Source organism: Streptomyces sp. F001 (assembly GCF_004187715.1).
GTDB lineage: Bacteria > Actinomycetota > Actinomycetes > Streptomycetales > Streptomycetaceae > Streptomyces > Streptomyces flavusporus.
On the sequence record NZ_QZWF01000005.1, the window covers coordinates 185,833 to 199,956 of the forward strand.

The following is a 14,124-nucleotide window of genomic DNA, read 5'->3' on the forward strand; positions in this document are numbered from 1 at the left end:
GAGCTGGACTGATGGTCAAGATCACGGACGTGGCCCGGCACGCCGGGGTCTCCCCCAGCACCGTGTCCTACGCGCTCAGCGGCAAACGCCCGATCTCCGAGGAGACCCGGCAGCGCGTCGAGGCGTCCATCCGCGCCCTCGGCTACCGCCCGCACGCCGGCGCCCGCGCGCTGGCCACCAGCAGGTCGAAGGTGCTGGCGCTGGTGGTGCCGTTACGGGCCGGGATCCATGTGCCGGTGGTGATGCAGTTCGCGGTGTCGGTGGTGACCACGGCACGCGGACACGACCACGATGTGCTGCTGCTGACGCAGGAGGAGGGCGAGGAGGGCCTCCGGCGGGTCGCGGACACCGCGCTGGTGGACGCGCTGATCGTGATGGACGTCCAACTCGCCGACCCCCGGCTGCCGTTGCTGCGCTCACTGGACCGGCCGTCGGTGCTGATCGGCTTCCCCGCCGAGCCGGCCGGCCTGACCTGCATCGACCTCGACTTCAAGGCGGCCGGCGAGCGTTGCGTGGAGCATCTGGCCGGGCTCGGGCACCGGGTGGTGGCGCTGGTCGGCTCACCGCCGGAGGTGTACGTACGGCAGACGGCGTTCGCCCAGCGGGTGGTGCAGGGCTTCACGGCCGCCGCCGACCGGGGGCGGCTCGCCTCGTCCGTGCACCCGTGCGCGGCGTCACCCGCGGCGGCTCGCGCTGTCGCGGAGCAACTGCTGTGGGAGCAGCCCGCGTTGACGGGCGTCGTCGTCCACAACGAGGCGATCCTGGAGCCGCTGATCGACGCCTTCGAGGAGCTGGGGCTGCGGGTGCCGGGTGACCTGTCCGTCACCGCGATCTGCCCGGACGAGCTGGCCGAGTCGCTGCGGGTGCCGGTGACGTCGATCGCGCTGCCGTCTGGTGAGGTGGGGGCGCGGGCGGTGGAGTTGCTGGTGAAGAAGCTGGGCGGAAAGGCCGTACCGGAGGCGACGTTGCTGGCGCCGAGGATGACGGAGCGGGGGAGTACGGCGCGGCGGGCGGTTGCGTGAACGACGTGAGGCGGCCTTGCTCGGTCCCGGAACCGCTCTCTTCACCCCGGGCCCCGAGGGAACCGGGGGCCCGGGGTGAAGGGAGGACGCACCCACAGGGCGCGCCACCGGACAAGTGCCGGCGGCGACAGAGCACTTCGGCTCAGCCCAGCCCCCAGGCCCGCCCATCCGGAATGCTGCGCACAGGTTCACGTCGAGGACATACGCCCCGGCGCTCCCGCACTGCTCGCTCCCGCTCCCCGGATCGACGGGCTGCCCGTGTCCCATCCCGGTGATGCTGTACGTCTCCACGACCGCACGCCCGCCCGCGTCCTTGAAGACCTGGTGGGGATAGCCGGCGACGGTGTCGCTGACGTCGGCGGCCTGATCGGCCCCGTGCACATCGGTCCACTGCCGCATCAGGTCGGTCATGTTGACGGGCTTCACGGTGTAGTCGGCCGTGCCCTGGAAGGCGATCAGTGTGGGCCAGGGGCCGGTGTGCCCGGGCCGGGCGGCGCGCACGCGGTCGCCCCACTGCTTCGGGGTCTGTGTGGCCCCGACATACATGCACACATACGGCGACCCGGCGGCCTGCGCACACCCGTACGGCAGCCCGGCGACGACCCCGCCCGCCGTGAACTTCTCCGGGTACGCCGCCATCATCACGGCGGTCATCCCGCCCCCCGCGGACAGCCCGGTGACATAGACGCGCGACGCGTCGCCGGAGGTGTCGGCGAGCTGCCGGTCGACCATCTGCGCGACGGACGCGGCCTCGCCCTGGCCGCGTGCGATGTCGCCGCTCTGGAACCAGTTGAAGCAGGACGAGGCGTTGTTGGCGGTCTGCTGCTGCGGCAGCACGACGGAGAAGCCCCAGCGGTCGGCGAGCTGCATCCATCCGCTGCCGGTGCCGTACCCGGAGGCGTTCTGCGTGCACCCGTGCAGCGCGACGACGACGGGCCGGCCGGCGGGCAGCCCGTCGGGGACGTACCGGAACATGCGCAGGGCGCCGGGGTTGGAGCCGAACCCGGTCACTTCCTGGAGCGAGGCGGCCGTGGCTCTGCCCGGCGTGAGGAAGGCTGCGATCAGGGCGATGAGAAGAGTGGTCAGGACGGCGACGCGACGACTTGCGGCTCTGGTCTGTGTCATGCGGAAGGACCGTAGAAGCGTGAACGACCCGCCGATATGGAGTGGGACACCACAACGGACGCGTCCACCATGGTGGTTCACCGAGTGAGCGACCTGCCCGTACGGAACTGCCGCGCAAGCGTCTTCGGGTCCCGCGCGACCTGCCACAGGCCGACCGCGAGCAGCAGCAGGCTGCTGACGAAACAGACAGGGCGAGCAGGTACAGCGCTCCCGCCCACGCGAGGAGGACCAAGAAACCGATCACCGAGGGCTCAGGGAGACGGGAAGGACGAAGGGACGACGGACGGGTACGGCGGCATCGGCCGCGCGGTGTCGGTGTCGGTCCCTCGGTGCATCTCGTCCGTCTTCCACGGCCCGACGCCGAGCTGACCCGTCGTCCCGAGGTCCAGTTCCGGCTCGACCACCACCGGGCCGGCACCGGGCTTCGCCCGCACGCGGACGTACGGCGCGTTGACCGGGTCGCCGACGCCGGCCTCCGTGGTGTTCCGCCACGCCAACGTCGACTGCGCGGCCTCACCCGGCCGCAGAACAACGGGTTGCGGGCTGCCGCTCCCACCGGTGGCGGTGCTGATCCGGTCGGTCCCCTGGAGGATCCGCACGCCGTCGACTTTGTCGTGGTCCTCGTCGAGGAGTTCGAGCTCCGGGTAGCCGTTGAGCCGGTAGGTCTCGGTGCCGCAGTTGACGAGATGCAGCCCGACGACGCGCAGCCCCATGGCGGCGTCCCCCTTGTCCGCGTAGACGTGCACGCCGGACGCGGGGCACGGCCCCGAGGCGGACGGCGCCTCGTCGACGGGAACGCTGCGCACCTTGATCACCTTCACGCCCGACACCTCGGGTGCGTCCCCGGCCGGCTCCGTCATGGCGACGGTCCCCTTGACGGTCCGCCCCGGCCCGACCGACTCGACGGTCTTCTCGACGTTGGCGACCGCGCCTCCGGAACCCGTCAGGAACCCGATGGTCACCGTATAAGTGGCCGCCTTCGTCCCTCGGTTGGTGACCTCGAATTCGGCGGAGAAGTCCGCCGCGCATCCGCTTTCCGCACCCCAGGCGTACAGGCCGGTGACCTTGACCCCGTCCTCGCCCGGACCATCGAGGGAGGGCAGGGGAAGCGGCGTCGGCGTACCGGAGGGGGTGACGGACGGCTCGGAGGACGGCGGCGGACTGCCGTACTGCGAGAAGTCGGACGGGCACAGCGCGTCGGCTCGGACCCGAACGTCGCCGCCGGCACCCGTCGCGTCGTCGCCCTGCGAGGCGCTCTGGGAACCACACGCGGCAAGCAGCAGAGCACCGGCGAGGGCGGCGGGAACGGTGCGCGGGGCGGTAGGCATCCGCCCACCTCACCAGGGCCCGCACCCCCAGGCTGTGGCGGAACCCACACCTCCGGTCACAGCAGTGTCACAGATCACTCTGGTTCAGGTGGTCAGCATGACAAAGGCCCCGCTGCCCGGAGGCGGCGAGGCCTTTGCCCACATGGGGGAAGGAGGTTCGGAAACCTCCCGAATCGTGGAGATGGCGGGAATCGAACCCGCGTCCAACGGTGCAGAATCAGGGCTTCTCCGTGTGCAGTCCGCTGTGATTTTCTTGGCCCCGGCGATCACGCGAACAAGTCGCCGACGGGCCCAGTCACTGTTTGGTTTCCCTCTTCACCCCGTGACCGGGATCGAGGTTTAGTTCCCTAGCTGATGCCAGGATCCGGGTCGGGAACAGCCCCGGGCTGACACTTCGCAAGTCGCTACTTAGGCAGCGAGGGCGAAGGAATCGCGCTTGGTGTTGGCGATTATTTTTTGCGACATATGGTTTACGAGATCATTGCCGCTTCCTCGACACGCTTCCCCTGCTTCAACAGCCGCTGTCGAAACCGATCATCCCCATGTTGTTGTGTTTAATTAAGAAACAGCTCAATGCGCCCACCGGGCCAGCCGGTGTTGGTGCCATCGTACGTGACCAACGCACGACGATGCCACTGTATTCCCGCCCGTCAGGCGCTCCGCTGTCGCCGCTTCGCCGCCGCGATCGCCCGGTCCGACTCCCGCCGGTCCTGCTTCTCCCGCAGGGTCTGGCGCTTGTCGTACTCCTTCTTGCCTCGCGCCAGGGCGATCTCGGCCTTCGCGCGACCGTCCTTGAAGTACAGGGCGAGGGGCACGATCGTGTGACCCGTCTCCTGGGACTTGGCCTCCAGCTTGTCGATCTCCTCGCGGTGCAGGAGGAGCTTGCGCTTGCGGCGCGCGGAGTGGTTGGTCCAGCTGCCCTGGTGGTACTCGGGGATGTGGGCGTTGTGCAGCCACGCCTCGCCCCGGTCGATCTGGACGAAGCCGTCCGTCAGCGACGTCCGCCCCTCGCGCAGCGACTTGACCTCGGTACCCATGAGGACGAGGCCGGCCTCATAGGTGTCGATGATGGCGTAGTCGTGCCGGGCCTTCTTGTTCTGGGCGACGATCTTGCGCTTGCCGCCCTTCTCACCGTCCCTGGCCTTCGCGGCCGCCCCGCCCTGCTTGGGCTGGGACTCCTTCGGTACGTACATTCCCTTGCTCATAGTGCCGTCCATTTTCGCACTACGGAGGGGGTCCGGGGGAAGCCGATTTACAGTGCGGGCGGCTACTGACCGAGACCTGTCAGGACCGTCTCCGCCCGCTGCAGCGCCTGCCGGTCGGCCTCCAGGTCAGGGGTGATGCCGTGGCCGTCGACGCTGCGGCCGGCGGGCGTGCGGTAGTGGCCGACGGTCAGCTCGGCGACGGAGCCGTCGGGCAGCCGGCTCGGCATCTGGACCGAGCCCTTGCCGAAGGTGCGGGAGCCCACGACGACCGCGCGGCCGCGGTCCTGCAGGGCGCCGGTGAGCAGCTCGGCCGCGCTCATCGTGCCGCCGTCGACGAGCGCGACCAGAGGTCTGGCGGTGTCGCCGCCGGGTTCGGCGTGCAGGGCGCGCTGCTCGCCGTCGACGTCGTAGGTGGCGACCAGGCCGCCGTCGAGGAAGGCGGAGGCGGCGGTGACGGCCTCGGTGACCAGACCGCCGGAGTTGCCGCGCAGGTCGAGGATGATCCCGGAGGCGGCCGGGGCTTGTTGTACGGCGTTGCGGACGATGTCGCCGGAGCCCTTGGTGAAGGCGCCGATCCTGATGGCGGTGACGTCGTCGGACAGCTTCTGAGAGGTCACGGAGTCGGTGGAGAGGCGGGCCCGGTGCAGGGCCTGGGTCCACGCGCGCGTGCCGCGCTCCAGACCGAGGCGGACGGACGTCCCGGCGGCCGCGTCGGTGGCGTCACCGCGCAGTAAGGAGACGACCTCGGTGACGGGACGCCCGTCGACCTTCGTGCCGTCGATGCTGTGCAGCCGGTCGCCCGCGCGGATGCCGGCAGCGGCCGCGGGTGAACCGGCGGCCACCTCGGTCACCTCGATCCGGCCGTCCCGCTCACGCCGCGCCGACAGTCCGACGCCGGTGTACTCGCCGTCGAGAGCCTCCTCGAACTCCTCGTACTCGCCCTGGGAGTAGACGGCGTCCCAGCGGTCCCCGCTACGGCTGACGGCGCGCTGCGCGGCCTCCATCGGGGACTTGCCCTCGGCCAGGGCCTCGGCGGCGGCCTCGGTGACCTCGTCCGGCCGGGCGGCGGAGGCGGCGGTACGGGTGGCGCCGGGGGTGGGCTTGCGGTCCGACGTCGGCAGCGAGCCCGTGGCCGCACCGGCGACGAGCACGCTCGCGAACACCAATGTCAGGGCGGCCCCACGGCGCAGGCGGCGGGGCTGACAGAACGGGTCGGGACCTGACATGCCGGTGAGTCTAGGACAACGCGAAGGGCCGCACGGCGGGTTGACCGTACGGCCCTCTTGGCATGCGTCACACCTTCAGGTACTTGCGCAACGCGAAGAACGCGGCCAAGGCAGGCATCAGCAGACTTGTCGCAAGAATGAGTGGGAGCTTCGTCAGAACGGCGTCCCAGCCAATGAAGTTGATCAGATTCAGCTTCTCGGACAGCGCGAGCCCGTGATCGATGATGAAGTACCGCGCGATCACCAGGAACGCGCAGGCGACACCGCCGCCGATGAGTCCGGCGACCGCGGCCTCCATGATGAACGGCGCCTGGATGTAGAAGCCCGAGGCGCCGACCAGGCGCATGATCCCGGTCTCACGCCGTCGGCTGAACGCCGAGACGCGCACGGTGTTGACGATCAGCATCAGCGCGACGACCAGCATCAGCGCCATCACCGCGCGCGCGGCCCAGTTCATGCCGTTGAGCAGCCCGAACAGATTGTCCAGAATGCCCTTTTGGTCCTGCACCGACTGCACACCGTCCCGCCCGTTGAAGGCGGTAGCGATGACCTGGTACTTCTCCGGGTCCTTCAGCTTGATGCGGTACGACTCCTGCATCTGGTCCGGCGTGAGGGAGCTGGCCAGCGGGGAGTCACCGAACTGCTCCTTGTAGTGCTTGTACGCCCGGTCCTGCGACTCGTGCGTCACCGTGTCGACGACCGACATCTTCTTGAGGTCGGTGAGGATCTGCTCCTTCTGCTCCCCGGTGACCGCACCCTTGGCGCAGTTGGGGTCGGACTCGGCGTCGCTCTTGTTGCAGAGGAAGATCGAGACGTTGACCTTGTCGTACCAGTACCCCTTCATGGTGTTCACCTGGTCGCTCATCAGCAGTGAACCGCCGAACAGGGCCAGGGACAGGGCGACCGAGACGATGACCGCGAAGGTCATCGTCAGATTGCGGCGGAGACCGACACCGATCTCCGACAGAACGAACTGGGCGCGCATGGCGTCTGCTTCAAGCCTTTCCGTGGACGTCTGCGAGGGGTCTGCGGTTGCTGTCTCAGTGCTGGTAGCCGTAGACGCCGCGGGCCTGGTCGCGGACGAGACGGCCCTTCTCCAGCTCGATGACGCGCTTGCGCATCTGGTCCACGATGTTCTGGTCGTGCGTCGCCATCACCACAGTGGTGCCCGTCCGGTTGATGCGGTCGAGCAGCTTCATGATGCCGACGGAGGTCTGCGGGTCGAGGTTGCCCGTGGGCTCGTCGGCGATCAGTAGCTTGGGCCGGTTGACGAAGGCCCGCGCGATGGCGACGCGCTGCTGTTCACCACCGGACAGCTCGCCCGGCATCCGGTCCTCCTTGCCGCCGAGCCCGACCAGTTCGAGCACCTGCGGCACGGACTTGCGGATCTCGCCGCGCGACTTGCCGATGACCTCCTGCGCGAACGCGACGTTCTCGCCGACCGTCTTGTTCGGCAGCAGCCGGAAGTCCTGGAACACCGTCCCCAGCTGCCGCCGCATGTGCGGCACCTTCCAGTTGGACAGACGGGCGAGATCCTTGCCCAGGACGTGCACCTGCCCGTGACTGGCCCGCTCCTCGCGGAGGACCAGCCGCAGGAAGGTGGACTTTCCGGAGCCGGAGGACCCCACAAGGAACACGAACTCACCCTTCTCCACTTCCAGGGAGACATCCCTGAGTGCGGGGCGGGTCTGCTTGGGGTAGACCTTGGAGACGTTGTCGAATCGGATCACGGATGCACCACGGGTCGCCGGGGGTAGATGTGCGTGACCATACGCGACCCGGGGACGCAAGCGCAGGCACCGGTAGGGGTTGCGTAAGGCTTGTGCGCATTTGTCCCGACGGCAAGGTCACGTACGTGAAGGGGCGCGGGGCACTGCGCGAGAAACCACCGACGACCCGCAGCCGCGAAACATGACAAGCCACCCCTCTCGGAGCGACCCGGCGCACCCTCCGGAGGAACCTGGCACAGTGGAGGGGGAACGTTCGCGTTCCCCCAAGCGTTGGAGAAGTGAACCGGTACGGCCGCTAGGAGGGCGAGCGCATGACGTACGACCGGCTGGTGTGCGCGAATTGTGCGTCGCCCGTCAGCGAGGGCCGCTGCCCCGTATGCCGGGCCAACCGCGAGCGGCTGCAGCAGGAGAACCCGTTCGCCGCGCTGAACCCGATGACGCTGATCGCGCTGCTCGCGGTGCTGATCGCGGCGGTGGCGCTGCTGGCGCACCAGACCGCGTGATCCGGTAATCCGCGCGGCCGTCGGAAACAGCAGCCGTCAGAGACATACGAAGGGCCCGGAGCGTGCGCTCCGGGCCCTTCGCGGTACGTCGTGCGTACGTTCCGTACCGCGTCGGCTACTGACGGCTACCGTCAGGCAGCCGCACCACCACGGCCGCCCACGAGACGCGGCAGCACGCGGAAGCCGATACCGCCGGCGATCATCGTGGCGGCACCGATGACCAGGAACGTGGTCTGTGCGGCACCCGTCTCGGCGAGCTCCTCGCCGCCGCCCTGGGCCGAGGTGTCGGCCGAGGGCTCCGTACCGGTGTCGGTGAGGGCCGAGTCGCCCTCACCCTGGGCGGCGTCGCCGGAGCCGCCGTCGGGGTCGGTGTTGTTGTTGCCACCACCGTTGCCGCCACCGTTGCCGTTGCCCGGGCCGTCGGTCGGCTCGGCGGTCGGCTCCTCGGTGGGCTCTTCCGTCGGCTCCTCGGTGGGCTCGGTGGGCTCCTCCGTGGGATCGGTCGGCAGGTCCGTGGGATCCGTCGGAAGATCCGTCGGGTCCGTCGGCAGGTCCGTGGGAAGCTCGGTCGGAGTCGGGGTGGGCGACTCGTCGGCACACAGAAGGCTGAGCAGGCAGTCGTCGGTCTCCGCGGCGGAGGCGGCGCCCGCGGCGGTCAGCGAGGCGCCGGCGGCGATCACGGCACCGGCCGCGATCCGCGCGATCCGGATCCGCGTCTTCTTGGTCATGTGGTTGCTACCCCCAGTAGCTGATCGTCAGTGAGGCGGCGCTCGGGGCCGTGATCGACGGAGACAGCTGTGGTGAAGCCCCCCGGTTCACATGCGCCCCAGAGATACGCATGCCACGCTTCACCCTTCCCATTTTTCAAAGCAACGTCAAGGCCGTTGCGCGCGCGATGTCCAGTTACGCCTTCTTTGCCGGGGGTTGAAGCGTGTGAGTGTGATGTAAAACCCAGACATGCAGGAACAGAAAAGGCAACTGCCGCCGGAAGGGCGGCAGTTGCCTTGTCGACAAAACGCTTCGCTTACTTCTCCTGCTGCTTGCGCCAGCGAATTCCAGCCTCCAGGAACCCGTCGATCTCGCCGTTGAACACGGCCTCGGGGTTACCGACTTCGTGCTCGGTGCGCAGGTCCTTGACCATCTGGTACGGGTGCAGCACGTACGAACGCATCTGGTTGCCCCAGGAGTTGCCACCGTCGCCCTTGAGGGCGTCCATCTTGGCCTGCTCCTCCTGGCGGCGCCGCTCCAGCAGCTTGGCCTGAAGGACGTTCATGGCCGTGGCCTTGTTCTGGATCTGCGACCGCTCGTTCTGGCAGGAGACGACGATGCCGGTCGGCAGGTGCGTGATGCGCACCGCGGAGTCGGTGGTGTTGACGCCCTGACCACCCGGCCCGGAGGACCGGTAGACGTCGATACGCAGTTCGGACTCGTCGATCTCGACGTGGTCGGACTGCTCGACGACGGGAAGCACTTCCACACCGGCGAAGGAGGTCTGCCGGCGCCCCTGGTTGTCGAAGGGCGAGATGCGCACGAGGCGGTGGGTGCCCTGCTCGACGGAGAGGGTGCCGTAGGCGTACGGCACCTGGACGGCGAAGGTGGTCGACTTGATGCCGGCCTCTTCGGCGTACGACGTCTCGTAGACCTCGGTCTTGTAGCCGTGCTGCTCGGCCCACCGCAGGTACATGCGCTGGAGCCGCTCGGCGAAGTCGGCGGCGTCGACGCCACCGGCCTCGGCACGGATGTTGACGAGCGCCTCACGGGCGTCGTACTCCCCGCTGAGCAGCGTCCGCACTTCCATCTCGTCCAGCGCCTTCCTGACGGCGGCGAGCTCGGACTCCGCCTCGGCACGGGTGTCCGGGTCGTCCTCCTCCTCGGCCATCTCGAACAGCACGGCAAGATCGTCGATCCGACCGCGCAGCGCCTCCGCCTTCCTGACCTCGGCCTGGAGGTGGGAGAGCTTGCTGGTGATCTTCTGCGCCTCGTCCGGGTTGTCCCACAGGGACGGCGCGGCTGCCTGCTCCTCGAGCACGGCGATGTCTGCCCTCAGCTTCTCGAGGTCCAGAACGGCCTCGATCGACTCCATGGTCGAGGAGAGGGACTTGAGCTCTTCGGATACATCGACGACTGCCACGCTCCCAGCGTAACGGCTCCGCCAGGTGGCCAGCGCCGGGTGAGCGTGGGTTGTGGGGGCACCCGGCGCTGGTGCCTGGCCCTCTGGGGGCTGCGCCCCCAGACCCCCTTCGGCCTGAACGGCCTCGTCCTCAAACTCCCCCAGAGGGGGCACCCCCAACGGGCTGATGGGTGCCGCCCGGCGCTGAAGAGCCCGGTCTGCAGACATTCCCGCTCAGGGGGATGCCGGAGCCGAATTCTTCGTGTCAGGCGTCGTCTCCGGCCCGTCACCCGACGTGGCCAGCCATGTACCGACCCCGGCCGCCGCCACCAGCGTGACCGCCGCCACGGCCAGGGTCAGGCGTCGGCGTCGGGTGGTTGCCCGGTGCCGGGCCGAACCGGGGCGCGGGGCGCCCGTCGCGCGCGGCGCCCGTGCCGTCCCCCGCGCACCGCCCGCCAGCTCGTCCGGGGCCGGCACCCTCATCGACGTATGCGTGTCACGGTTGGAGTCGGGCTTCGCGCCGGGTACCAGGGGCACAGCCCCCCGCCGCACCCGTACCGGCATCTCCGGCTCCCCCGCCACCGGCGCCGCCTCGGCCGGGACGTCGCCGTCCTCCACGTCCGGCTCGTCCACATCCAGCGGCGGCATGCCCGCAAGCGCCGGCAGCTGCTCCCGCAGCCGTGCCGCCAGCTCCGACGCCCGCAGCCGGGACGCCGGTCCCTTCGCCAGGCACTGCACGATCAGCTGCCACAGCTCGTCGGGGATGCCGGGGAGGGGGACGACCGTCTCCGTCACATGCCGGCGCAGCACCGCGCCCGGGTGGCCACCGCCGAACGGCGTGAACCCGGCCAGCAGCTCGTACAGCACGGTCGCCAACGCATAGATGTCGACCGCGGCCCGTGGCGGCAGTCCCTCCACGATCTCGGGCGCCAGGTAGTCCGGCGTACCGATGATCTTCGTGGCACGTGTCCGCCGTGGAGAATCGATCAGCTTGGCCACGCCGAAGTCCGTGAGCAGCGCTCGATGCGAGCCCCCGGGGCCCAGCGGGCCCTGCATGTCCAGCAGGACGTTCTCCGGCTTCACGTCCCGGTGGACGACCCCTGCCGCGTGCGCCGCCGCCAGCCCCTCCGCCACGTCGGCCACGATCGCGACGGCCGCCTCGGGGGACAGCCGCCGCTCACGTTCCAGACGGGTGCGCAGGTCCGTGCCCCGGACCAGGTCCATGACGAGCGCGAGGTCGTTGCCGTCCACCACCAGGTCGCGGACCGAGACGACGTTGGGGTGCTCGAGGCCGAGCAGGGCGGTGCGCTCCTGCACGAAGCGTCCGACGAGCTCCTGGTCGGACGCGAGGTCCTCGCGCAGCAGCTTGATGGCGACGGGACCGTCGGGTCCCTCGCCCAGCCACACCGTGCCGGCGCTGCCACGTCCCAGGATCTGGTTCGCGGTGTACCGGCTGCCGATCTTCCGTGCCAAGGCTGCTCCTACAGACGCGTGTTGTCGCTGCTGCGCCGTCCCGGGGGCCGACCCCCGGACCTCCAGCCGACAAAACTACGCGCCCGGAGCCGTTACCTTCACCGCGGAGAGGGAAATCACCCGCCAGGTGTCGACAAATCAACTCACCCGCTACTGCGTGGACGTACCTCCGGACCCCTCCTCGGAGGTCCCGGAGTCCCCGCCCAGATCCCCGATCCACCCCGTCACCGTGGTGAACCAGTCCGTGAGCTGGTCCCAGTAGCCCTTGCCCGTGCCGATCCACTCCTGCAGCGGGCTCAGCTCCCAGATCAGCCAGCCTGCGACGAACAGGATGACGATCGTGAACAGGCACCCCTTCAGGCAGCCCAGCCCCGGAATCCGCATCGGATTGGCGCTGCGCTGCCGCGGCTGGCGCGGCTCACGCGCCGGCCGCTGCGGCTCGGGCGTGGGCGCAGGGGCGTACCGCTGAGGCTGCTGGTGCGGCGGCGGGGCGTACTGCTGCGGCTGTTGCTGCTGCGGATGGCCGTATCCGGGCGGCGGCCCCTGCTGCGGACGCCGCTGGGGCTGCTGCGCCGGCCGCGGCTGCTGCTGCGGGCGGGCGACCTGCCGCTGCGGGCGGCGGCGCAGCGGGTCCTCGCCGGGGTCGAGGTACTGAACCTGCGTCTGCTCGTTGCGGTCGCGCGCGGCACGCAGCTGCGACTGCCACGGGTGCGGCTGATCGGGCTGCTGCCCCTGCTGCCCGCCGGGCTGGTTCGGCGGCACCGGCGGCATCACCGCGGTCGGGTCGGCGGCCCCGGTGTTCGGCAGTACGGCGGTGGGGTCGGCGGCGCCCGCCGGGCCCCCGGTGTGCGGCAGCACGCTGGTTGCGCCGTTCGGGTCGTACGCCCCCGCCCCGGCCGATCCGTGCGGCAGCACCTGCGTCGGGTCGGCGGCACCTGGAGTTCCGGGCACGGGCGCGGGCGCCGGGTCAGGTGCGAGGAGGGCGGCGACGCCCTCGGCCGCGGCGATCTGCGCGGAGTTCGCGTGCACGCCGACGCCGTCGGCGACGACCCGCAGCCCGCGCGCGAGGTTCTCGGCGCTGGGCCGTTCGTCGGGGTTCTTGCGCAGGCAGCGCTCGATGACCGTCCACAGCGGTTCGGGGACGGTGGAGGGGCGGCGCGGTTCGGCGCTCAGGTGCTGGTGCAGCACCTCCAGGGCCGAGCTGCCGGAGAACGGCGGTCGGCCGGTGACCAGCTCGTACAGCAGGATGCCGGCGCCGTAGATGTCGACGGCCGAGGTCTGCGGGCGGCCCTCGGCGGACTCCGGCGCCACGTACGCGGGCGTGCCCACGAACTCCTGGGTGCGGGTGAGGCCGGGCGAGTCGGCGAGCCGGGCGATGCCGAAGTCGGTCAGCAGCGGGTGCATCTGGCCGCCGTGCTGCTGGAGCAGGACGTTCGCCGGCTTCAGGTCGCGGTGGACGACGCCGTCGGCGTGGCTGGCGGCCAGCGCGTCGGCGATCTGCGCGGTGAGCAGGGCGGCCGCGACAGGTGTGAAGGGACCGTTCTCACGCAGGTAGCGGTGCAGGTCGGGGCCGTCGACGAGGTCCATGACCAGGGCCAGCAGATCGCCCTCGACGACCAGGTCGCGGACCCGGACGATGTTCGGGTGGGTCAGGCGGAGCAGGACGGACCGCTCCCGCAGGAACCGCATCACGACATCGGGATCGCTCGCGAGCTCCTCCTTGAGGACCTTGATCGCGACGGTCTCACCGGGCTGTCCGGGCACGGCCGCCTCGGCACCCGCGGTCTCCCGCTGGCGGGCTCGCCAGACGGTGCCCGTGGCGCCGCGTCCGAGCGGCTCCTCGAGCAGGTACTTGCTGCCTACCGGCCGCACGTCATGCGCTCCCTGCTGCTTGCTTGCGTGTTCCGACCCACTGTTTCCGACCCACTGTAGTGCCGCCGTCCTCGGTACCGGGCTGCCGTCTGTCCATGCGGCCTACGGACTGGTTCCCTTCTGGTTCCGGTACACGCTCCGTACTTGTTCCGGTACCTGCTTCGGTACTTGTTCCCCTACCTGTTCCGGTACTTGTTCCGGTACTTGTTCCGGTACCTGTTCCGGCACGTCGCTCCGGTACATGTTCGAAGGAAAGACGCTCGACCCGATCCGTTGGTTGCCGAACCCGGACGTGACCGATCTCAAGCGGTCATCCGCACGGCCCTGGTCAGTCACTTTTGCGGGCAGAGCCGACCAATCAAGATCACTTGGCGGCGGGCGGCGGGCGCGTTGTCAGTGGCAGGTGCGAGGATGCCTCCAGTACTGGCCGACGTGCTCGTGTGGTGGTGGGGGAAGTCCGCGGTGGGGGACCGCGGGGCGGCCTCGGCCCCGTTCCGCGGGCGCCCGCGCAGAAGGGACCGCTGACGGCG

General features: G+C 69.9%; 11 protein-coding genes, 1 other RNA gene and 1 pseudogene. 2 read left to right on the plus strand and 11 right to left on the minus strand.

Annotation, left to right across the window (positions count from 1 at the left end):
• Positions 1-11 precede the first annotated feature (11 nt).
• Complete coding sequence (locus StrepF001_RS21040) at positions 12-1,022, plus strand: LacI family DNA-binding transcriptional regulator (RefSeq protein WP_206306901.1); 1,011 nt, start codon at positions 12-14, stop codon at positions 1,020-1,022.
• Positions 1,023-1,415: 393 nt separating this feature from the next.
• Here StrepF001_RS21040 and StrepF001_RS48125 read toward each other — a convergent pair.
• The 7 genes and pseudogenes from StrepF001_RS48125 to ftsE all read right to left on the minus strand — a co-directional run.
• Positions 1,416-2,147: pseudogene (locus tag StrepF001_RS48125) on the minus strand (PHB depolymerase family esterase); the annotation flags it as partial.
• Positions 2,148-2,398: 251 nt separating this feature from the next.
• Positions 2,399-3,475, minus strand: a complete 1,077-nt coding sequence (locus StrepF001_RS21050; RefSeq protein ID WP_129799785.1) for a DUF4232 domain-containing protein — start codon at positions 3,473-3,475, stop codon at positions 2,399-2,401.
• Positions 3,476-3,648: 173 nt separating this feature from the next.
• Positions 3,649-4,017: a transfer-messenger RNA gene (ssrA, locus tag StrepF001_RS21055) on the minus strand.
• A gap of 108 nt (positions 4,018-4,125) precedes the next feature.
• Positions 4,126-4,668 carry an SsrA-binding protein SmpB gene (smpB, locus tag StrepF001_RS21060; RefSeq protein ID WP_240797634.1) on the minus strand — a complete coding sequence of 181 codons (543 nt, stop codon included), beginning with the start codon at positions 4,666-4,668 and terminating at the stop codon, positions 4,126-4,128.
• A gap of 74 nt (positions 4,669-4,742) precedes the next feature.
• Positions 4,743-5,906: a S41 family peptidase gene (locus StrepF001_RS21065; protein WP_129799787.1), complete on the minus strand. Its 1,164-nt coding sequence runs from the start codon at positions 5,904-5,906 to the stop codon at positions 4,743-4,745.
• A 67-nt stretch (positions 5,907-5,973) separates the two neighbouring features.
• The gene (ftsX, locus tag StrepF001_RS21070) at positions 5,974-6,891 is read right to left on the minus strand and encodes a permease-like cell division protein FtsX (protein ID WP_129799788.1); all 918 of its coding nucleotides are present in this window, start codon (positions 6,889-6,891) and stop codon (positions 5,974-5,976) included.
• 55 nt (positions 6,892-6,946) lie between these two features.
• The gene (ftsE, locus tag StrepF001_RS21075) at positions 6,947-7,636 is read right to left on the minus strand and encodes a cell division ATP-binding protein FtsE (protein ID WP_129799789.1); all 690 of its coding nucleotides are present in this window, start codon (positions 7,634-7,636) and stop codon (positions 6,947-6,949) included.
• Positions 7,637-7,947: 311 nt separating this feature from the next.
• On the opposite strand from ftsE, the gene StrepF001_RS21080 reads away from it, so the two are divergent.
• Positions 7,948-8,139: a hypothetical protein gene (locus StrepF001_RS21080; protein ID WP_129799790.1), complete on the plus strand. Its 192-nt coding sequence runs from the start codon at positions 7,948-7,950 to the stop codon at positions 8,137-8,139.
• Positions 8,140-8,270: 131 nt separating this feature from the next.
• Here the strand turns inward: StrepF001_RS21080 and StrepF001_RS21085 are convergent, their stop codons facing one another.
• From StrepF001_RS21085 to StrepF001_RS21100, 4 genes are all read right to left on the minus strand, one after another.
• Positions 8,271-8,867: an LPXTG cell wall anchor domain-containing protein gene (locus StrepF001_RS21085; RefSeq protein WP_129799791.1), complete on the minus strand. Its 597-nt coding sequence runs from the start codon at positions 8,865-8,867 to the stop codon at positions 8,271-8,273.
• 296 nt (positions 8,868-9,163) lie between these two features.
• On the minus strand, positions 9,164-10,270 hold the full coding sequence (prfB, locus tag StrepF001_RS21090; RefSeq protein ID WP_129799792.1) for a peptide chain release factor 2: 1,107 nt from the start codon (positions 10,268-10,270) through the stop codon (positions 9,164-9,166).
• Positions 10,271-10,483: 213 nt separating this feature from the next.
• Positions 10,484-11,722, minus strand: a complete 1,239-nt coding sequence (locus StrepF001_RS21095; protein ID WP_129799793.1) for a serine/threonine-protein kinase — start codon at positions 11,720-11,722, stop codon at positions 10,484-10,486.
• 150 nt (positions 11,723-11,872) lie between these two features.
• Entirely contained in the window at positions 11,873-13,594 is a 1,722-nt protein-coding gene (locus StrepF001_RS21100) for a serine/threonine-protein kinase (RefSeq protein ID WP_129799794.1), read from the minus strand.
• Positions 13,595-14,124 lie beyond the last annotated feature (530 nt).